Source organism: Galbibacter orientalis DSM 19592 (assembly GCF_000260115.1).
Lineage (GTDB): Bacteria > Bacteroidota > Bacteroidia > Flavobacteriales > Flavobacteriaceae > Galbibacter > Galbibacter orientalis.
The window spans coordinates 2,093,584-2,113,860 of the sequence record NZ_JH651379.1; the positions used below are offsets into that span (position 1 = coordinate 2,093,584).

The window sequence follows — 20,277 nt, forward strand, 5'->3', positions numbered from 1 at the left end:
ATGTTCAATTTTGCATTTATTAGAATCCTTAAAATAAAATAATATATGAACGATTTTTTAAAACAATGGGGCGAAGCCGCATATACCACCACCGGATTTTTCTGGATGGCCTTGTGGGCATTCGTATTGGGCTACATCATCAGTAGTATGATCCAGATTTTCGTTACAGAAAAACGGATGCAAAAAACAATGGGCGGTGCAGAATCCAAGGGTGTATTGCTGGGTACGTTTTTTGGATTTATAAGCAGTTCGTGCAGCTTTGCGGCACTTGCATCCACAAAATCCCTTTTCAAAAAAGGAGCTAGTTTTATATCGTCCATTGCGTTTTTATTGGCTTCGACCAATCTCGTCATTGAGCTTGGGATCATCATTTCCATCTTTTTGGGATGGCAGTTCGTAGTGGGCGAATATGCCGGGGGAATTTTATTGATAGGGATCAGCTGGATTTTAATACGGCTCATCAATCCCAAAAAGCTTATTGACAAGGCAAGAAAAAATCTTGAAAAAGAGGACGGAGATTCAGGAATGGACGACTCCAAGGATTGGAAAAAGCAGATGCAAAAAGAAGATTCTTGGGCAAAAGTGGGCAAGAAATATAAGATGGAATGGCAAATGGTCTGGAAAGATGTAACCGTGGGCTTTACCATTGCCGGTATTGTTGCGGCATTTGTACCTGATGCGTGGTTTCAGACCCTCTTTATTGGGAGCGGTCAGGGAAATACGGACTTTTCTTTTTTTGAAATTCTGGAACACATTATAGTTGGCCCCGTTGCAGCGTTTGTAACATTTATAGGGTCTATGGGCAATATTCCCTTGGCTGCTTTGCTCTTCGGAAAAGGGGTCAGTTTTGCGGGGGTAATGGCCTTTATTTTCAGTGATCTGGTCGTTTTTCCAATTTTAAGGATCAATGCGAAGTACTACGGTTGGAAAATGTCATTATTTATTCTCTTCTTACTATTTACTTCGTTAATTGGAGCCTCACTTATTTTGCACTATTCTTTTGACTTGATGAGCCTTTTACCAGATCCATCACAGGTACAGGTTCAGGATAGCGAATATTTTAAGATCAACTATACCTTTTACCTAAATCTTGCTTTTCTGATTATATCAGGATACTTGATTTATCTGGGCTTTTTCAAAAAGAAGGATGTGGACAGCAAAATGGGTGAAATGGCTCCAAAAAGCCAATTGCTCGAAAACATCTTAAAATATGCGGCCTTTATCAGTTATATATGGATTGCGGGAGGATTGGCTGTAAAATTTTTAATCCAATAGATATGAAGGTTAAACTGAAAAATATGGTTTGCGACCGTTGCAAAACGGTCCTAAAACAAGAATTAAAGCAAGCAGGAATAGATATTTTATCTATTGAATTGGGCGAATTAATTGTTATGGATGAAGCGTCAGTTAGTCAAAGTGTTTTAAAAGAGATAGCAGAACGTAATGGATTTGAAGTTATTGATAGTAATACTTCCGTTCTAGTAGAGAATGTCAAAACAGCTTTGATAAAGAAAGTCGAAAGCCTCCAAGGCTTAAACGAAAAGACGTCCACTTTCCTTTCCAATGAACTCAATGTTGATTACTCTGTCATTAGCAAGTCTTTCAGTGTTTCAACAGGAATTACAGTCGAAAAATATCTAATAAAACTGAAAGTAGAAAAAACAAAAGAACTATTGCAAATGGGTAATAAGACTTTTGCTGAAATAGCATATTTCTTGGATTATAATAGTGGAAGCCATCTCGCAAAACAATTTAAAAATATGACGGGGATGTCGATGACCCAATACAGAAAACTACAAAAATGGAATCGTAGGACGCTGGATAGAATTGTATAAGAATTAACCTGAATTATCAAAGCTTCCACCTTGAAAGCTGCATAACTTGTTCACCTTAACATTAAATAGTTTTTAAGATGAAACATACATATCAAATTGAAGGAATGACCTGTAAGGGTTGTATGAGAAACGTTAAATCAGCCTTGTGCGATGTTCGAGATGTTATCGATGTTGATATAGACTTAGATGCATCAACTGCAACCATTGAAATGCAAAACCACATCTCAATAGATAAATTTGAAGAAGCGGTACAAAAAAAGAAAAGCAAATACCATATACATCCAGTTAAAGCCAATGGTATAAAGACGCGCACCTACCCGATTAATGGAATGACCTGCAACGGTTGCAGGTCTCACGTTGAAGATACACTTTCCAAAGTAAATGATGTTGTAAACGTATCTGTAAGCTTGGAAAAAGCCGAGGCGGTTGTTGATATGAAATCTGAAATATCAATAGAGAAATTTCAGGATATCCTAAAGAAAGATGGTGGCGGTTATACTATTTACAAAGCAGGTCAGCGTCCTGAACCTACCAAGGAAAAGATTGAAAAGCCAAAAGGCAAAGGAACGGGCGCGTTCTATTGCCCAATGCATTGCGAGGATGATAAGACCTATGACAAACCGGGTGATTGTCCAGTATGTGGGATGGATTTGGTCGAAGAACAAAATTTATTTGCTACTTCAGGTGATCAATGGACCTGCCCGATGCACCCTGAAATCGTAAAGGACGAAGCGGGTGCCTGTCCTATTTGTGGGATGGATCTCGTCCCGATGGAACCAGATCTTTCTTCTGAAGAAAAGACCTACAAAAAACTGCTTAAAAAATTCTGGATAGCACTGGGTTTTACATTGCCCATTTTCTTAATGGCAATGAGCGAAATGATTCCAAATAATCCATTGTACGATTTGATGGAACAGAAATGGTGGAACTGGGTTCAGTTTGGTTTATCCATTCCTGTAGTATTCTATGCTACGTGGATGTTTTTTGAACGCGCTTACCGCAGTATCAAAACGTGGAATTTGAATATGTTTACGCTTATTGGCATAGGGGCGGGCGTCGCGTGGCTTTTCAGTGTATTGGGGATGTTCTTTCCAGATTTCTTCCCCGAACAATTTAAAACGGATTCTGGCGCAGTACACGTTTATTTTGAAGCTGCTACCGTAATCCTCACATTAGTATTAATGGGACAAGTATTGGAAGCCCGTGCACATAGTAAAACCAATTCCGCAGTCAAGGAATTACTAAAATTGGCACCTAATAAAGCGGTGCGTGTGGTAAACGGTAACGAAAAAGAAGTTTCTATTGACCAGATTGAAAAAGAGGATATCCTAAGAGTTAAACCAGGTGATAAAATTCCCGTGGATGGCGTAATTACAGAAGGAAATACAACTGTAGATGAATCTATGATCTCGGGAGAGCCTATTCCAGTTGATAAAGCTGAAAATGATAAGGTAAGCAGTGGAACCATAAATGGCAATCAATCTTTCTTGATGAAAGCCGAAAAAGTGGGTAGCGACACCTTACTTTCCCAAATTATACATATGGTAAATGATGCGAGCCGCAGTCGTGCGCCTATTCAGAAATTAGCTGATACGGTTTCCGGTTATTTTGTTCCAGTAGTGGTTCTAATTTCCTTAATTACTTTTGCAGTTTGGGCGATATGGGGACCAAATCCAGCTTATGTATATGCCTTGGTCAATGCCATTGCAGTGCTTATTATTGCGTGTCCCTGTGCATTAGGATTGGCTACGCCAATGTCTATAATGGTAGCGGTTGGCAAAGGAGCGCAAAATGGGGTATTAATAAAAAATGCTGAAGCGCTGGAGAAAATGGACAAGGTGAATACCCTTATCGTAGATAAAACAGGAACGATTACAGAAGGAAAACCTACCGTCGAAAAAATAGGTGTTTTTGGTTCAAATTTTTCCGAAAATGAAATTCTAAAATTCATCGCTTCCCTAAACAGTTCCAGTGAGCACCCACTTGCAGAAGCGACTGTAAAATACGGAAAAGAGCAAAATACCGAATTCTCTAAAACCGAAAACTTTAGCGCAGTAACAGGAAAAGGAGTAGAAGGAACGGTTGATGGGAAAAAGCTCGATCTGGGAAATGCAAAAATGATGGAGTACGCTAATGCAACTATCTCAACAGAAATGGAAGCCGAAGTACAATCTTTTCAGAAACAAGGAAAAACAGTTTCATATTTGGCGATAGAAGGTAAAGTTTCGGGTTACGTAATGATAGGCGATAAAATTAAAAAGACAAGTGCCAAGGCCATTAAAGAACTGCAAGATAAGGGTATCGCGGTAATAATGTTGACGGGCGATAATCACGACACCGCACAAGCCGTGGCAAGCGAACTCAATCTCGCTGATTTTAAGGCAGGAATGCTCCCAGAAAATAAATTGCAGGAAGTGGAAAAACTGCAAAACGAAGGCAAAGTAGTTGCAATGGCAGGCGACGGTATCAACGATGCACCTGCTTTGGCCAAAAGTGATGTGGGGATTGCAATGGGAACGGGAACAGATGTGGCGATTGAAAGCGCAATGATCACATTGGTCAAAGGCGATCTGCACGGTATCGTAAAAGCAAGGAATTTGAGCGATGCGGTTATGAAAAACATTAAGGAAAACCTGTTTTTCGCCCTCATCTATAACACCTTGGGAATCCCCATAGCCGCTGGTTTACTTTACCCTTTCCTTGGAATTTTATTATCCCCTATGATTGCGGCCTTGGCAATGAGCTTCAGTTCGGTTTCCGTTATAGGAAATGCACTCAGATTACGAACAAAATCTATCAACTAACCAATAAATTATAAAAAAATGAATTCAACTGAAAAAAATAACATCGGAACGAAGAAAAGCAACTATGGCAAATTTATAGTGATGCTGGTGCTTTCATTTATAGCAATGTACATTACAATGTATTTGAACACCTATGAGTGGAACCACGTCTATTTCAGCCTTACACGGTTTTATATGGCTTGTTTGGGGATTTCGGCAATGGCGGTAATTATGCTTTCCTTGATGCACCAAATGTATAAAAACAGAAAAAAGAATATCGCAATTTATCTCGGCAGCCTAGTACTTTTTATTGGTGCCCTGTCTTTGGTACGTACCCAAAAACCGATTGGAGATGTGCTTTATATGAAAGCTATGATCCCCCATCATTCCATAGCCATACTTACCAGTAAAAGAGCCGCGATCAAAGATCCTAAAGTAAGGAAATTGGCAGATGGGATTATTAAGGCACAGGAAAAAGAAATCGCTGAAATGAAAGCATATATCAAGCGATTGGAAAATAATGAATAAATAAACTAAGGAAATAAGTTATGAATAAGAACCTAATATATATAGGCATTGCAGTACTCGTAGGACTGCTTGCGGGTTGGCTCATTTTTGGAACATCGGTAGATAAATCAATGGCGGTTAAGGACGTGTCAACTATGTCAGATGATCACGATCATTCCGCTGAAACCGCAGAAGGAATGTGGACGTGCTCAATGCACCCTCAGATTATGCAGCCCGAACCCGGTGACTGCCCCATTTGTGGGATGGATTTGATTCCGGCAGAATCGAGTGCGGATGGTCTTGCAGCCGACCAGTTTAAAATGACAAAAAATGCAATGGCGTTAGCAAATATTCAAACCAGTAGGGTTGGGAATGCAGAAGGGAAAAATGGGAACACCATTTCGCTTACCGGAAAAATTGTAGAAAATGAAGAAGCAAATTCCGTTCAGGCAAGCTACTTCGACGGAAGGATAGAACGCCTCAATGTAAGTTATGAAGGACAGGAAGTCCGGAAGGGACAGCTCTTGGCAACCATATATGCGCCCAATCTTGTCGCAGCACAACAGGAGCTTATTACAACTGCATCGCTTAAAGAAAGCCAACCGGCACTTTATAAATCTGTAAGGAATAAATTAAAGCTTTGGAAACTTTCTGAAGGCCAAATCAACAGTATTGAAGAATCAGGCAAAGTACTTGAAAATTTCCCGATTTATGCCACGGTTTCTGGAACAGTTTCCGAGAAAATGGTGGAAGAAGGCGATTACGTAAAACAGGGTCAGCCTATTTTAAAATTAAGCAACCTAAACTCTGTTTGGGCAGAGTTTGACGCCTATGAAAACCAAATTTCTCAATTTAAAAAAGGGCAAGAAATAAAAATGACCACCAATGCCTATCCCAATAAGGAATTTGATGCTATCATCTCTTTTATTGACCCGGTATTAAACACCCAAACCAGAGTGGTAACGGTACGGGCTACCATACAAAATAATAACAACCTTTTAAAACCGGGAATGTTTGTTGCTGGAAACATAGAGGGTGTTAGTGCTTCCAAGAAACAGCAACTTGTTGTTCCAGCATCTGCGGTAATGTGGACAGGAGAACGTTCGGTGGTGTACGTAAAAACCAATCCTGACGAACCTGTTTTTGAAATGCGGGAAGTAACCATAGGGAATAGAAACGGTGAAACCTATACCATAATAGATGGTCTTGAAAATGGTGATGAAATCGTAACCAATGGTACATTTACGGTAGATGCAGCTGCGCAGTTACGCGGTAAAAAATCAATGATGAACCAAGACAATGTTGAGGATGAAACCACGATACCAGAAATGAAGATGGAACTGTCTCAAGAAGCGCAAAAGACGATTGAGAAAAGCTTAAAACCATATCTAAATATGAAAGATGCATTTGTGGAAGGGAATATTGCCGATGTTTCTGCTTCCGCCAAAACTACATTGGAGCAACTAAAATTGATACCAGAAAGGGATTTGGGGAAAATGGAACAATCCCACATTTCCAAAATCAAGCGAATGCTAATTGCTATTAATGAAGCGGACAACATCAAAAATCAAAGAGATCATTTTGTTGTATTGAATCAAAATATGGTGCCCCTTGTAATGAATATTAAGAATATCGATCCTCAAATATTGATTCAAAAATGTCCTATGGCCAATAATAACAAAGGTGCATTTTGGCTAAGCACCAATAAAGAAATCCGCAATCCATATTATGGAGAGCAGATGATGACCTGTGGGAGTACAATTGATTCTTTGTAATAGATAATTCAGAATAAGACGTCGAATAAGCAAAACGTTAATCTTCTAATCAACCTGCCAAGCGTAAATTCTTAAACCCAAAAGTATAGTATAACTTTTCAATGATTCGGATTTTATTCAGTGAAGGCATACACCTTGATCAGTTTTGAGAGAAATTTTTACTCACTAAAAATACCTTTTCTGTTTTTTTAAGAAAAAACTTATCGCTATTTTCGCAAAGAAATTTTAGAATCAAATTTTTGAAGCTATTTAGAAATATATTATTCTTTACGGCAGCCTTCATTATGATAGGTCACGACATCGTGCCTCATAATGACATATCCTCTGATGGCAAACAGATTTCTTTTTCTATTGCTTCAACAACAGGTTCTCAACAAATAGCTCAAGAACATTTAGAACTAGGTCATATATTTGAACACTTTCAGCATACTTCTAATGAAAGGACTCTAAAATATGTAGTTGGAACGGCTAAAAACCTTAACTTTAAAACTAAAATCCTTCAAAATACCGCTTTAATAGTTGATATAGAAAATCAATTTATTTGGCATACAAACCTTGAAAAGCAACGCTTTCGGGATTGTCCCATAATTCCATATTTTTCAACATTTTCCTCCTATACCCTTCGGGGACCTCCTTCTTGTTAATTCCCTAAAGTGATATTTATATTCAAGTCTCAATTGAACTTGATACTACCTATATCACGATTTAGTTATGTAATACTCTTTTGTCATAACTATATTCATCTTTAGCATTAAAAAAATATAAGCACTTTTTTTAAAAAGGTTTATAAACTCAGCTCTTGGTGATTTCTATTTTCGTTTTTCCATTTTAAAATTCTTCTACTATAATGTTAGATAAAATCATTCAATTTTCGATCAACAATAAGCTTGTTGTCGGAATATTAACCTTGTTCCTTATTGGGTGGGGAACCTATTCACTTACCAAACTGCCCATAAGCGCCGTACCGGATATTACAGATAATCAGGTAATGGTCATAACCGTTTCCCCCACCCTTGCCGCGCAAGAGGTCGAACAGCTTGTTACTTTTCCGGTCGAACAGACAATGGTAAGTATCCCTGAAATAAAGGATATGCGGTCATTTTCCCGGTTTGGGCTTTCCATAGTAACCATCGTTTTTGAGGAAGATACCGATCTGTATTGGGCACGGCAGCAAGTGCAAGAACGCCTATCATCCGCAGCAGACGAAATCCCGGAAGGCGTGGGAAAACCTGAAATGGCACCGGTCACAACAGGACTTGGGGAAATATACCAATACACCGTACTTCCCGAAGAAGGTTATGAAGACCAATACGATGTTACCGAACTGCGAACGATACAGGATTGGATCATTAAACGGCAGTTATTGGGAACGAAAGGAGTTGCCGAAGTGAGCGGTTTTGGTGGCTTTGTAAAGCAATATGAAATTGCCATAGACCCCAATAAGCTTCAAAGTATGGATATAACCATTGAAGATATTTTTACGGCACTTGAAATGAACAACCAGAATACGGGCGGGGCTTATATTGATAAAGGCCCCAATGCATACTTTATTAGAAGTGAGGGCTTGGTCAACAATCTGGATGAAATAAATAAGATAGTTGTCAGGGAAAGTAATGGAACCCCCATACTGATAAGGGATGTCGCCAAAGTACAGTTTGGCCACGGGATCCGTTATGGTGCTGCAACCCGCAACGGTGAAGGCGAAGTGGTCACGGGAATTGTAATGATGCTCAAAGGAGCAAACTCTTCCGCAGTTATTTCCGATGTAAAGGAAAAAATTGAACAAATTAAGCAAACCCTTCCCGAAGGGGTGACCATTGAGCCCTTTCTAGATCGGAAACATCTTGTGGATCGTGCAATCGGCACCGTGACCACAAACCTTGTAGAAGGTGCATTGATCGTTATTTTTGTTTTGATACTCTTCTTGGGTAACCTACGTGGTGGCTTGGTGGTAGCATCGGTGATACCGCTCTCAATGTTATTTGCAATAGCAATGATGAACCTCTTTGGGGTCGCGGGTAACCTGATGAGCCTGGGTGCGATAGATTTTGGCCTTATTGTAGATGGGGCGGTGATCATTGTTGAATCTGTAATGTTCGGTATTCATAGCGGTAAAAAGAAGTATGCCGGGGTTGAAAAGTTGTCTTCTGGACAAATGGATGTTGAAGTAAAAAGCTCAGCAGGTAAAATGATGAATTCCGCTGCCTTTGGACAAATCATCATACTCATCGTTTACCTGCCTATTTTGGCTTTGAGCGGGGTCGCAGGAAAAATGTTCCACCCAATGGCACAAGCGGTGATGTTTGCTATTCTGGGGGCATTGATATTATCGCTTACATACGTTCCGATGATGTCTGCCCTTGCATTGGGCCGCAAAACAGCACATAAGAGGAATTTTTCCGATAAAATGATGGATTTTTTCCAGCGTATTTATAGCCCCATTATAGAAGCTGCCCTTCGCGCGAAGCTTTTGGTCCTTGGATTGGCAATAGGTTTATTCATTATTACGCTAATAATGTTTTCCTATATGGGTGGCGAATTTATTCCTCAATTGGACGAAGGGGATTTTGCGGTGGAAACCAGAGTACCTGTGGGAAGTTCCGTTCAGCAGTTGATCGATGTTTCCCAAAAAGCGCAGACCATTTTATTAAAGGAATATCCGGACGAAGTAACACAAGTGGTCAATAAAATTGGTTCTGGGGAAATCCCAACAGACCCTATGCCCATTGAGGCCGGCGATATGATGGTGATCCTGAGCCCGAAAGACGACTGGACAAGTGCCGATGGTAGGGAAGGTTTGATAGCGGAAATGCAGGAATCTTTATCAGTTATTCCTAACGCTACCTTTAGTTTTCAACAACCCATACAGATGCGTTTTAATGAATTATTGACCGGGGCAAAACAAGATGTGGTACTGAAGATTTATGGGGAAGAATTGTCCACGCTTTCAGATTTGGCCAATGAAGTGGGACAGAAAATAAAATCTGTAGAAGGGGTCAACGATTTATATGTGGAGGAGATTACGGGTTTACCTCAAATCAAGATCAAATTAAACCGTGATAAAATTGCGCAATATGGCTTGAATGTGGCCGATATAAATAACGCCATTGAAACCGGTTTTGCCGGAAAATCGGCGGGAATGGTATTTGAAGGGGAAAGGCGTTTCGATCTCGTAGTACGTCTGCAAGAAGAAAGCCGTGGCGATATAACAGATGTTGAAAATCTATACATAGGTACTCCCGAAGGCCAACAAATCCCGCTCAGTGAGGTTGCCAATGTATCCTTTGAGCCCGGCCCCGTCCAAATACAACGGGATAATGCAAAACGTCGGGTTATGGTTGGCTTTAATGTACGTGATAGGGATGTTCAAAGTATTATTGAGGACATCAAGCAGATTATGGCTACTAATGTTGATATGCCACCAGGTTATTATGTAACCTACGGCGGACAATTTCAGAACCTGAAAGAGGCCAATCAACGGTTAATGATCGCACTACCTGTAGCTTTACTATTAATCCTAATACTGCTCTATTTTGCTTTTGGCTCTATAAAACAAAGTTTACTCATTTTTACGGCCATACCTTTATCTGCTATTGGTGGCGTGTTTGCGCTGCTTCTTCGTGGTATGCCATTTAGTATTTCGGCCGGAGTTGGTTTTATTGCCTTGTTTGGAATTGCTGTTTTAAATGGAATAGTGCTTATTGCAGAATTTAACAGGCTAAAAGAAGAAGGGGTCACAGATACTTATGAACGTGTTCTTAAAGGTACACGCGTGAGACTCAGACCCGTATTAATGACCGCTACCGTAGCTGCCCTTGGATTCTTGCCAATGGCATTGGCCACATCATCCGGTGCAGAGGTACAGCGGCCATTGGCCACGGTGGTAATAGGTGGGCTAATTACGGCTACGGCATTAACCCTAATCGTGCTTCCTGTCCTGTATATATATTTTACGGAAGGAAAGCTAAAATTGAATTTAAAAAGAAAGAAAATTTCCACTGTTTTAGTTGTAATTGGAGGAATGTTCTTTCCGGCGATGCAACTTCAAGCACAAGAAATGGATCAGGTGCAGGAGCGGGAACTTACTTTACAGCAAGCCATTGAAATTGCACTTCAGAATAATAACCGTATTAAGATCGCACAATATGACATAGATGTTGAGGAAACAGGAAAGTACGGTGCGATAACCATTCCCAAAACAGAATTTTCCTATTCAAGTGGCGAATTTAACACACCCACAATAAAGGATAATTCATATGGAGTTATCCAGCGGATCAATTTTCCTACAGTTTACACTAGTCAGTTCAAGTTGGCAAAAGCCAGGGTCAAAAGTAGTGAACAACTTAAGGCCATAGCCGAAAATGAACTGATTGCCGACGTAAAAGTTGCCTATTTAAGGTATGTGTTCTTAATGGAAAATAAACAATTGCTACAGCGCCAAGATAGCCTGTACAGCAACCTTGACAGATCCAGCTCGATGCGTTATAAAACCGGCGAATCCACAAAGCTGGAAAGTGTGACCTCGGCAACACAATCGATGCAAATAAAGAACAAGCTTCAACAGAACGAGGCCGATTTGAGAATTGCCAATAAACGGTTACAGGTAGTCTTGAAAACCAATGATAATATTAGTGTTGCTGATGCTGAACTGGTTCCCCGGGAGATTGATTTGGATATCGAAAGCCAATCCGTGGAGCAAAGTCCCTTGTACGTTTATTTAAAACAACAATTGGCCGTAAGGAAACGGGAGACCAACGTGGAAAGGAACAAAGTATTACCTGACCTTATGTTCGGTTATAACAGCCAAACCTTTGTAGGGGATCAATTTATAGATGGTCAGGACATTCAATATGATAGTGGTGATCGGTTTTCCTATTTTCAGGTAGGTGTGGCTATCCCTATTTTTCCGGGAGGGCACCGTTCCAAGATCAACGCGGCAAAAATTGAAGAGGATATCGCCCAGTCTCAAATGGAGCTGAAGCAGACCCAATTGGAAGGCGAGTTACAAAACTTGTTACAGGAATATTACAAACTTCAGGGCACTTTAAATTACTATCAAAATGAAGCCCTGCCACAAGCGGAACTAATCATTAATAATTCGGAAAAGAGCTTTAAAAGCGGTAATGTTTCTTATGCCCAATACCTGCAAAACCTCACTTTGGCGAATAGTATTCAGACAGAATATTTAAATACACTTTATCAATATAACCAGTCCATCATAGTAATCGAAGCCTTATTGGGCCTGTAACAAACTTAATGCTACCATTAAAATATAAAAAGATGAAAATTCAATTCAATACAAAAATTTCACTGCTCATTTTATCCACCCTATTTATAGTGGCTTGCGGCAACAAGGATTCAGAAAAAATGGAAACTTCCGCAGGATCTTCTATGCCAAAAGAACAGCCTGCTGCAAACGGGGCCAAACAGATCACTTTTACAAAGGATCAATACAATCTTGCCGGAATAGAAACCGGGGAGATCGAAATGAGAAATCTTAGCAACATTATTAAACTCAACGGTGTTATTGATGTGGAACCCAAAAGTATGGCCTCTGTATCTGCCCCGTTAGGTGGGTATGTAAAAACCGCCGGAAAGTTACCTGGAGAAGAAGTCAAAAAAGGACAGGTCCTGGCAACGATCGAAAACCCTGAATTTATCCAAATCCAACAGGATTACCTTGAAAGCTTAGGCAAGCTGCAATTTCTTGAAGAAGAATATAATAGACAAAAACAATTAAGGGAAGAGGACATCAATTCTGCAAAAACTTTCCAACAGGTTTCTTCAGATTATAAAATAACACAAGGCCGGGTCAAGGCGTACGAACAACAACTTGCGCTTGTCGGAATCAGTAGAAAATCTGTTCAAAACGGGAACATTTCACGGACAGCAAACCTTTATGCACCTATAACAGGTTTTGTAAAAACAAGCAATGTGAATATCGGTGATTATGTGTCACCACAAGATGTGCTCTTTGAAGTGGTTAATTTGGAGGATATTCATTTGGCATTGAATGCCTTTGAAAAAGATCTGGGAAAAATCGAAGTAGGCCAAACCGTAAAATTCTCCCTTGCCAATGATAATAAATTCAACCGTACAGCAGAAGTTTTTTTAATAGGAAAAGCTACAGGAAACGATCGCATCACACCTGTTTACAGCCATATAAAAAAAGAAGACAAAAAAGGCATATTACCGGGAATGTACGTGAAAGCCTGGATAGAAAGCGGTACAGATAAGCAAAAGGCGATCCCATCGGAAGCCATTGTTCAATATGAAGGAAAGGATTTTATAATCCTTCAAACCGAAAAATCTGATAATGCTTATACTTTTAAATTGGAACAGGTAAAAAAAGGAATTGAGCAGGAAGGATACACGGCCATAACCTTTGCTGAAAATGCTGATGTCAGCAATTTCAAGCCGGTGGTCAAGAATGCCTATTCCATTTTGTCCGCATTGAGAAATTCGGAAGAAGAAGAATAGTCCCAATTTGAAAAATAATTTTAAGATATCAGGATGAAATTCGGCAAGGCCATATCCAAATTAACAGAACCCTTTCAGGCACTGCAAAACAAGCTGTTTGCGAAAGTATATCTGGCACAGACTATTATCCTGCTGGGGGATGCCTTTACCTGGGTTGGCCTTGCATTACTGGCCTATCAATTTGGGAAAGGAAGGGCTGCGGTAATTTTGGCCACGGCACTCACTTTACGGGTAACCGCTTTCATCCTCTTTTCTCCATTTGCCGGTGTGCTTGCAGACCGCATAGACCGGAAAAAGATTCTGTACACGACCCATTTTATCAGAATGGGGCTTGTCGCCTTGCTGCCGTTCGTTAGCGCCGAATGGCAAATTTACGTTTTGGTGTTTCTTATGAATGTTTTCAATGCCTTTTTTAGCCCTACCTATCGTTCTGTGATTCCTCAGATCGTAGATAAAAAATTATATCGGCAGGCTATCGGTTTATCGGCTGCCACGTATCAGTTATTAGGAGTTTTGGGTCCAGGACTGGCGGGCATACTTGCAGTTTGGTTGGGTGCCAGGGAAATATTCCTGGTTGATGCGGGAACATTTATTATCGCAGGGATTTTGCTCCTAACACTTCCGAAAAGCTTTTTAAATGCTCCAAAAGAAGAAAAGGTTCTACAGAAACACCCTACTACCTGGCAAGATGTTACAAAAGGGGCCAAGCTCTTGTTTCAAAATAGATATATATGTTTTGCCCTTTTCATAGAACTGGTATCGGCGATGGCCGGAGCTTTCATATTGGTAAATACCATCATTCTCGTAAAGGGTGGATTGAGCCTGACCGATAGGGAATATGGTTTGATTATGGCCGCTTTCGGTATTGGCGCAACGGTGGCCGCCTTCGTTTCCGGGGTTATTGATAAATCCAAATCGAGGCAGGTTTCCTTAATAGTGGGAGCACTGGTATTGGGACTGTCAATTAGTGCCGCAAACTACCTGAATTTCTCTTTGCTTTTTGTGTTCTGGATCTTTGCCGGTTTGGGGCAAAGTCTTGCAGAAATTCCTTCGGAAACGCTTATCGGTGAAAATATCGCTGACGAAGAACAAGGCAAAGTATATGGCTCCCATTTTGCATTTTCACATCTGTGGTGGGCTATCGCATATCCGATAGCCGGATTATTGGGAACTAATTTTCCTGAAAAGGAATTTCTCTACGGTGGTATCCTGGCATTATCGCTGTTACTGATAATGTTTCTACTGTTAAGGCCAAAAGAGAAGCCCAATATTAAAATCAATTTAAATTAAGAACATAGAATAATAAATTTTTTAATCACTAATATCAAAATCAATAAATTATGAAAAGAGTATTTTTTATTACAGCCGTTACAATGACCTTATTGGCATCTTGCAAGGACGAACCCAGAACTAAAATGGGACCAACAACGCAGGATGAGATTAAGAAAGACAATAATGCAGAAATGCTTAGGACCCAGGATAGCATCCAAATGGCCCACAAAAAAACAATGGATAGTTTAGAACAGGTAAAATCTCACGGGCACGCCCATTAATAACTATAATCCCATTTTAGCGTAATGCAAGATGGGATTTAATCAAGTTTACTATGAAAATAAAAAAGATAATATCCTTTCTGATACTGACCATCGTTTGCGCACTTTGTAGTACTGCATTTGCGCACGGTGTCGATGAAAACACACAAACGTTTTTATTAGGAAATAGTGGTGTTGCATTTGGCCCCTTTCTTTACATAGGAGCAAAACATATGATTACAGGCTATGACCATCTACTATTTTTGGTAGGCGTTATCTTCTTTTTGTTTAAACCGAAAGAAGTGCTTTTGTATGTTAGCTTTTTTACAATTGGTCACAGTACCACTTTACTATTAGGTGTTTTAGCCGACATCAATATTAATGCATACTTAATAGATGCTATCATTGCGCTCTCTATTGTATATAAGGGATTCGACAATTTGGGAGGTTTCAAACGTTTCTTTGGCAAACAACCAAACACGAAAGCAGCAGTTTTAATATTCGGGCTGTTTCACGGTTTTGGTCTTGCCAGTAAACTGCAAGAATTCAAGTTTGATAAAGAAGGTCTTTTCACTAACCTGATTGGTTTCAATATAGGTGTAGAAATAGGACAATTTATTGCTTTAGCGGTAGTGTTGATTCTTATAACCGTATGGAGAAGACAACGCAGTTTTATGAAATTTTCAACAATTACGAATACAGCTTTGATGGCCGCTGGGTTTTTATTGCTCGGTTTTCAATTAACAGGCTACTTTACATCTTAAAAAAAATAACTATGTCAGAAATGAAACATCCAGTATTGGAAAAAAGTAAAATTATAAAAGCAACCGCCATTTCACTAATCGTCGGTGCGCTATTATTGGTTATAGCGGTTTTACCGGCAGAATTTGGAATGGATCCCACGGGTGCGGGAAAATTATTGGGATTTAGCAAACTTTACGTTCCCGAAGAAACCGGCACATCTAGTTTGGGAGCTATGTCAACAAATCCCTCGACTCAAATAATCAAACTCGAAAAAGCAGGTTCGGGGCCCAAAGTGGAAAGACCTGTAGAGGCTGATAATCCTCCTCCGACCACGCAATTAAGTTCACGTGAAGATGAAACCAAAGTGGTTGTTCCAGCAGGGAAAGGTATCGAATTCAAAATAAATATGCTTAAATACGGGAAAATGAAATACGAATGGACTACCGCAAATGGTGAGGTTCTTTATTTCGATTTTCACGGTGAGGTAAAACAAGAAAAAGAAGTAAAGGAAGTTTACTTCGAAAGTTACACCATTGCCAATTCCAACAATATGGTGGGTACTTTTTTAGCCCCTTATGAAGGAAAACACGGATGGTTTTTTAGGAACACCGGTGATGAGGACGTTATAGTAAATTTAAGACTGAAAGGTCAGTATGCATTATAATTTTAAGTCCTGCAATGGAAGGTCAATTTCTACAACCTAATAGAAATAGCCTTCCATTCAGCAGGCACAAATCATATCCACATATTTCAAAAAATTATTGCTATTCCGGCAATTCAAACATATTTAAATTTTAAAAGTGAACTTATTTTGATATTACTCTACTCAAATAAATATGCAGTCTATATGATTGTCAAGGAAAAGGTTGATTTTCAAGATTGCAATCAGGCACTAACTTTCTTAAAATCAAAAGTTACGGAAGAGATTGATATCAGGCTGTACTTAGAAGTTAATGAATTTGCTATAGAGGAATTGTTGCGGGAAATCAGTTTCAAATTTCAAAGTAATATAAAGAAAATGGCAATCGTTTGTAACAACGAATCTATAGAAAGTATTCGAAAAATAACCAATAAATTTTATGATTCGGAAGTTAAATTTTTTGAAATTCAAGAAAATACAAAGGCTAAAAAGTGGATTCAATTGAAAGCTTGAAAGAATTATTTATGAACCCGGATTAGAGTTTTTGTCAATGTGGGTCTATTTAAATTAACAAATAAACCCAGATAGGATTTGGAAAAACTTTTACTTAGAATAATAGATGACTACAAAAAAGAAATGAAACCCGTAGAAGAATCCAACCTCAATGATTTCAGCATCGTTGAAAAGGGAATCTCGATTTCCAGACAGTATTTACAGAAATTACGAATATGCGTTCGTGAAAATGAGTTCAAAAATTCAGAGGAAGAAATCACATTTTTCAAAAAGCATAAGCCCTATGTTTACAGTCGCTTGAAATATTATGCTAAACTTTATAATTTTCTGATTAACCGGCCTGCCGGAACCATTAAATCGCAGCAACTTTTCATAGACGATGAGATTAAAAAACTTCAGGAAAGCAATCGCCGCCATTTAGACTTTATAAAGTATTATAGAGAAGGATCAACCATTCTCGATGAGTTCTATTTTTTGCGGGGAAAAGACAAAATCAGCTTGGTTTCAGACACCTCGCATTTTTATACCGATGCAGAATTTTCCACGAGCCACGATAATGCCGTTGCCAAAATTATGGCCTATGATCTTTTAGTCAACCACTACATTCAGGAACTGGACGATTTAAGGGATTTAACTTATGGCAAATCGCGGAAAATAAACACTTTAGCCAATGGAGACCGACTGAGTTGGACCGCTTCAAAAACCGACTTGATCGAATTGATATATGCTTTACAAGCCTCTGGAGCCATAAAAAGTGGAACTGCCGGAATCAAAGAAATGGCTATTGCTTGTGAAAGTATTTTTGATCTTAATCTTGGAAATGTCTATCGAACTTTTTTAGAAATACGTGAACGAAAAATTGACCCTACCAAGTTTATTGACAGGCTAAAATCCACACTTTTACAAAGAATGGAAGAAACTGACGGTTAATTTATATCAATCCTGAAAATGTTAAATTTTCTCCCAAGTGGGGTGCGACTTGGGAAAAAATAAGATTAATTTTTTTTAATGGTATTTGGTATTGGCTTTCCAAAGGCAAACAATCAAATAAAACCAATTTAACTCATTGAAAATGAGAAAATAAAAACACCCAACTTGGATGTAACTTGGGAATAAAACCCAATAAACCACCCCAAATTTGTAGAACGAAAGTCAAATCCTGCGAAGGGCTATCAAATTAGTTTAGACTGAGGCGATAGCCCTTTTCATTTAAAACCGTTCTATTATGCCAACAAGTATCATTACCACAGACGATCTTCGGGAATTCAAAATGGAATTGCTCGACGACATTAAAAAGCTCCTATCCCGACAAGCCACAGGGAAAATCAAAAAATATCTGAAATCTTCCGAAGTAATGGAACTGCTTCAGGTCAGTCCGGGAACACTTCAAAATCTTCGCGTCAATGGCACGTTACCCTACACCAAAGTGGGCGGTATCATTTACTACGATGCCGAGGAAATCCAGAATGTGATGACCGCAAACCGTGTGCAGCACGGATTAAATTCTTAAGCGATGAATTATATAAAGCTACTCAATGCGGCTTTTGAAAAATTCTTCTTCGATGACCGCTTGAACCCAACGCACATTAGCCTGTATATGGCCCTGTTCCAAGAATGGAACAGCAGCCGCTTTGCGGATGAGTTTTACGTCAACCGAAGGGAACTGATGCGCGTGGCCAAGATTGGTTCAAAATCTACGTACCATCGCTGCGTAACCGACCTTGATACGTGGGATTACCTATCCTATATCCCATCCAACAATCCGTACAAAGGCAGCAAAATCAAGATGGCCATTATCGGGACAAGTGATGAACCGGATATGGGACGGTACAATCCCGAATTGGAACAGCTTGCGGAACGGTACCATCCCATACGTGAACCAGTAGTGAACCAGCACCGTCCCACCAACGGACAAGCATTGGTATCTAATATAAACAATACCAAACAGGTAAACATTAATAAACAACCAAAGGGCAGGCAGGCGGTTTTGGATTTTTTTATTGAAAAAGATTTTAATGCTGATGAAGGAAAAAAATTCTTTGCGCATTATGAAGCCAACGATTGGAAAACAAGCGATGGAAAAGCAATTAGGGATTGGCGAGCCCTAGCCACAAATTGGATGGATCGAACCGAATTGTTTGCCGAAGAAAACACACCAAACAAGAAGGGAGCGTCCCAAAATAGGGACAACCTCAAAACCACTAAAACCAAAGATTATGGACAACCCCTCTAAAATAACCGAAGGCGGCGTGGAATACTCGCTGGGAAAATTTGACGGGAAATGTGTGCTTTACGACTTCCCAAAAATCCTGATTTATCTCAATGCCAAGGGCAAATTGCTTTTTGGCAAAAAATTCAAAATCTATGAAGAGGACAAGGATATTTTACTGAAACTCTGTTCCTACTTCATCAAGGATAAAGAAAACTGTCAAAAATTTGATCTCGATGTTGAAAAAGGGATTTTGTTATCGGGCCCAGTAGGGTGTGGTAAAACGAGTTTATTAAAACTTTTACGGCATTTAGTGCCGTTACAACGCCCTTATGAAATGATCCCTTGCCGAAATGTTGTGTTCAGTTTTAACCATCTTGGTTTTAAAACCATCGAGGATTATGGAAACACGAAATTCTTCTGTTTTGACGACTTGGGCGTAGAACCTGCCGGAAGGTTTTATGGCAAGGATCTGAATGTGATGGGTGAAGTTCTACTATCCAGATACGAGCTGTTCCTACAGACCAAACACAAAATCAAGACCCACGCCACTACCAACCTAAATGCCGAGGAACTGGAAGAACGCTATGGGAACCGCGTTCGTAGCCGGATGCGGGAACTTTTTAATTTGATTGCTTTTGATGAGAAGGCTGGGGATAAAAGGAAATAGATTTGAAAAAAACTGACACTATTCAAAGTATACTTGCTTCTGTTTTTTTTCAATTTCTCGGTGCATAATAAATAATGCAAACACCCAATAGTGCAATCAATGCTCCTATTATATCGTATTTGTCGGGCGAATAATTGTCAAACTTCATCGACCATAGTAGTGACATTACAATAAAGACTCCGCCATAAGTTGCATAAACTCTCGCAAAGCTTGCGGTTTGCAAAGTTGCAACCACACCGTAAAATGCAAGAATTAGGGCCCCTATTAAACCATACCAAATAGGCTTATCTTCCTTCAACCATAGCCAAATAAGATAACCTCCACCAATTTCGCAAAGTCCTGCTAAAATGAATATGGGAATTGATTTAATAATCTGCATTAGCAACAACTTTTGTTTTCTTGAATTGGCGGACAAGGTACAGTTCCATAAGAGCAATAAACACAACAATTACCTTCGTTTGGTTTTAGAACCGTTTTACAATTCTCACACTCGTAAAAGAATTGACAGGCGTTTGTTGGCATATCTTCCACTTTTTTATGTCCGCAGGTTGGACAGGTAATTTCTGATTTTAATATAGTTTCCATTCGA

19 protein-coding genes are annotated in these 20,277 nt (G+C 39.5%); 17 read left to right on the plus strand and 2 right to left on the minus strand.

Going from position 1 to position 20,277, the window contains the following annotated elements:
* The first annotated feature begins 45 nt into the window (after positions 1-45).
* From JOOMADRAFT_RS09200 to JOOMADRAFT_RS09280, 17 genes are all read left to right on the plus strand, one after another.
* Positions 46-1,275, plus strand: coding sequence for a permease (locus tag JOOMADRAFT_RS09200; RefSeq protein WP_008612748.1), 1,230 nt, complete (start codon positions 46-48; stop codon positions 1,273-1,275).
* Between the two features lie 2 nt (positions 1,276-1,277).
* Complete coding sequence (locus JOOMADRAFT_RS09205; protein ID WP_008612749.1) at positions 1,278-1,835, plus strand: helix-turn-helix domain-containing protein; 558 nt, start codon at positions 1,278-1,280, stop codon at positions 1,833-1,835.
* Positions 1,836-1,912: 77 nt separating this feature from the next.
* On the plus strand, positions 1,913-4,639 hold the full coding sequence (locus tag JOOMADRAFT_RS09210; protein WP_008612750.1) for a heavy metal translocating P-type ATPase: 2,727 nt from the start codon (positions 1,913-1,915) through the stop codon (positions 4,637-4,639).
* A gap of 18 nt (positions 4,640-4,657) precedes the next feature.
* On the plus strand, positions 4,658-5,146 hold the full coding sequence (locus JOOMADRAFT_RS09215) for a DUF305 domain-containing protein (protein WP_008612751.1): 489 nt from the start codon (positions 4,658-4,660) through the stop codon (positions 5,144-5,146).
* Positions 5,147-5,166: 20 nt separating this feature from the next.
* Entirely contained in the window at positions 5,167-6,900 is a 1,734-nt protein-coding gene (locus tag JOOMADRAFT_RS09220; RefSeq protein ID WP_008612752.1) for an efflux RND transporter periplasmic adaptor subunit, read from the plus strand.
* A gap of 239 nt (positions 6,901-7,139) precedes the next feature.
* On the plus strand, positions 7,140-7,544 hold the full coding sequence (locus tag JOOMADRAFT_RS09225; RefSeq protein WP_040879647.1) for a hypothetical protein: 405 nt from the start codon (positions 7,140-7,142) through the stop codon (positions 7,542-7,544).
* Between the two features lie 203 nt (positions 7,545-7,747).
* Positions 7,748-12,148, plus strand: a complete 4,401-nt coding sequence (locus JOOMADRAFT_RS09230) for a CusA/CzcA family heavy metal efflux RND transporter (protein ID WP_008612754.1) — start codon at positions 7,748-7,750, stop codon at positions 12,146-12,148.
* Between the two features lie 32 nt (positions 12,149-12,180).
* On the plus strand, positions 12,181-13,380 hold the full coding sequence (locus tag JOOMADRAFT_RS09235; RefSeq protein WP_008612755.1) for an efflux RND transporter periplasmic adaptor subunit: 1,200 nt from the start codon (positions 12,181-12,183) through the stop codon (positions 13,378-13,380).
* A 33-nt stretch (positions 13,381-13,413) separates the two neighbouring features.
* Complete coding sequence (locus JOOMADRAFT_RS09240) at positions 13,414-14,670, plus strand: MFS transporter (RefSeq protein WP_008612757.1); 1,257 nt, start codon at positions 13,414-13,416, stop codon at positions 14,668-14,670.
* A gap of 50 nt (positions 14,671-14,720) precedes the next feature.
* Positions 14,721-14,933, plus strand: a complete 213-nt coding sequence (locus JOOMADRAFT_RS09245) for a hypothetical protein (RefSeq protein ID WP_008612758.1) — start codon at positions 14,721-14,723, stop codon at positions 14,931-14,933.
* 53 nt (positions 14,934-14,986) lie between these two features.
* Complete coding sequence (locus JOOMADRAFT_RS09250; RefSeq protein ID WP_008612759.1) at positions 14,987-15,676, plus strand: HupE/UreJ family protein; 690 nt, start codon at positions 14,987-14,989, stop codon at positions 15,674-15,676.
* An 11-nt stretch (positions 15,677-15,687) separates the two neighbouring features.
* Positions 15,688-16,320, plus strand: coding sequence for a hypothetical protein (locus JOOMADRAFT_RS09255; protein ID WP_008612760.1), 633 nt, complete (start codon positions 15,688-15,690; stop codon positions 16,318-16,320).
* 183 nt (positions 16,321-16,503) lie between these two features.
* Complete coding sequence (locus JOOMADRAFT_RS09260; protein WP_008612761.1) at positions 16,504-16,809, plus strand: SpoIIAA family protein; 306 nt, start codon at positions 16,504-16,506, stop codon at positions 16,807-16,809.
* 78 nt (positions 16,810-16,887) lie between these two features.
* Positions 16,888-17,739: an RteC domain-containing protein gene (locus tag JOOMADRAFT_RS09265; protein ID WP_008612762.1), complete on the plus strand. Its 852-nt coding sequence runs from the start codon at positions 16,888-16,890 to the stop codon at positions 17,737-17,739.
* A gap of 295 nt (positions 17,740-18,034) precedes the next feature.
* Positions 18,035-18,319: a helix-turn-helix domain-containing protein gene (locus JOOMADRAFT_RS09270; RefSeq protein ID WP_008612763.1), complete on the plus strand. Its 285-nt coding sequence runs from the start codon at positions 18,035-18,037 to the stop codon at positions 18,317-18,319.
* A 3-nt stretch (positions 18,320-18,322) separates the two neighbouring features.
* Positions 18,323-19,042, plus strand: a complete 720-nt coding sequence (locus JOOMADRAFT_RS09275; protein ID WP_008612765.1) for a hypothetical protein — start codon at positions 18,323-18,325, stop codon at positions 19,040-19,042.
* Complete coding sequence (locus tag JOOMADRAFT_RS09280; RefSeq protein WP_008612767.1) at positions 19,026-19,688, plus strand: P-loop NTPase family protein; 663 nt, start codon at positions 19,026-19,028, stop codon at positions 19,686-19,688. The genes JOOMADRAFT_RS09275 and JOOMADRAFT_RS09280 overlap by 17 nt, the downstream gene beginning before the upstream one ends.
* 49 nt (positions 19,689-19,737) lie before the next feature.
* Here JOOMADRAFT_RS09280 and JOOMADRAFT_RS09285 read toward each other — a convergent pair whose 3' ends face one another.
* Both JOOMADRAFT_RS09285 and JOOMADRAFT_RS19875 read right to left on the minus strand, forming a co-directional pair.
* Positions 19,738-20,067, minus strand: coding sequence for a YnfA family protein (locus tag JOOMADRAFT_RS09285; protein WP_008612768.1), 330 nt, complete (start codon positions 20,065-20,067; stop codon positions 19,738-19,740).
* A complete protein-coding gene (locus JOOMADRAFT_RS19875) occupies positions 20,067-20,273 on the minus strand; it encodes a GDCCVxC domain-containing (seleno)protein (protein WP_083833466.1) in 207 nt (68 codons plus the stop codon). The genes JOOMADRAFT_RS09285 and JOOMADRAFT_RS19875 overlap by 1 nt, the downstream gene beginning before the upstream one ends.
* Between the last annotated feature and the right edge of the window lie 4 nt (positions 20,274-20,277).

Excerpts from the sequence above, each read along its gene's own strand:
- JOOMADRAFT_RS09210 (WP_008612750.1), top strand. The coding sequence starts at position 1,913 with ATGAAACATACATATCAAATTGAAGGAATGACCTGTAAGGGTTGTATG.
- JOOMADRAFT_RS19875 (WP_083833466.1), bottom strand. The coding sequence starts at position 20,273 with ATGGAAACTATATTAAAATCAGAAATTACCTGTCCAACCTGCGGACAT.
- JOOMADRAFT_RS09285 (WP_008612768.1), bottom strand. The coding sequence starts at position 20,067 with ATGCAGATTATTAAATCAATTCCCATATTCATTTTAGCAGGACTTTGC.
- JOOMADRAFT_RS09240 (WP_008612757.1), top strand. The coding sequence starts at position 13,414 with ATGAAATTCGGCAAGGCCATATCCAAATTAACAGAACCCTTTCAGGCA.
- JOOMADRAFT_RS09205 (WP_008612749.1), top strand. The coding sequence starts at position 1,278 with ATGAAGGTTAAACTGAAAAATATGGTTTGCGACCGTTGCAAAACGGTC.
- JOOMADRAFT_RS09220 (WP_008612752.1), top strand. The coding sequence starts at position 5,167 with ATGAATAAGAACCTAATATATATAGGCATTGCAGTACTCGTAGGACTG.
- JOOMADRAFT_RS09255 (WP_008612760.1), top strand. The coding sequence starts at position 15,688 with ATGTCAGAAATGAAACATCCAGTATTGGAAAAAAGTAAAATTATAAAA.
- JOOMADRAFT_RS09245 (WP_008612758.1), top strand. The coding sequence starts at position 14,721 with ATGAAAAGAGTATTTTTTATTACAGCCGTTACAATGACCTTATTGGCA.
- JOOMADRAFT_RS09215 (WP_008612751.1), top strand. The coding sequence starts at position 4,658 with ATGAATTCAACTGAAAAAAATAACATCGGAACGAAGAAAAGCAACTAT.
- JOOMADRAFT_RS09280 (WP_008612767.1), top strand. The coding sequence starts at position 19,026 with ATGGACAACCCCTCTAAAATAACCGAAGGCGGCGTGGAATACTCGCTG.
- JOOMADRAFT_RS09200 (WP_008612748.1), top strand. The coding sequence starts at position 46 with ATGAACGATTTTTTAAAACAATGGGGCGAAGCCGCATATACCACCACC.
- JOOMADRAFT_RS09235 (WP_008612755.1), top strand. The coding sequence starts at position 12,181 with ATGAAAATTCAATTCAATACAAAAATTTCACTGCTCATTTTATCCACC.
- JOOMADRAFT_RS09275 (WP_008612765.1), top strand. The coding sequence starts at position 18,323 with ATGAATTATATAAAGCTACTCAATGCGGCTTTTGAAAAATTCTTCTTC.
- JOOMADRAFT_RS09250 (WP_008612759.1), top strand. The coding sequence starts at position 14,987 with ATGAAAATAAAAAAGATAATATCCTTTCTGATACTGACCATCGTTTGC.
- JOOMADRAFT_RS09230 (WP_008612754.1), top strand. The coding sequence starts at position 7,748 with ATGTTAGATAAAATCATTCAATTTTCGATCAACAATAAGCTTGTTGTC.
- JOOMADRAFT_RS09270 (WP_008612763.1), top strand. The coding sequence starts at position 18,035 with ATGCCAACAAGTATCATTACCACAGACGATCTTCGGGAATTCAAAATG.
- JOOMADRAFT_RS09260 (WP_008612761.1), top strand. The coding sequence starts at position 16,504 with ATGATTGTCAAGGAAAAGGTTGATTTTCAAGATTGCAATCAGGCACTA.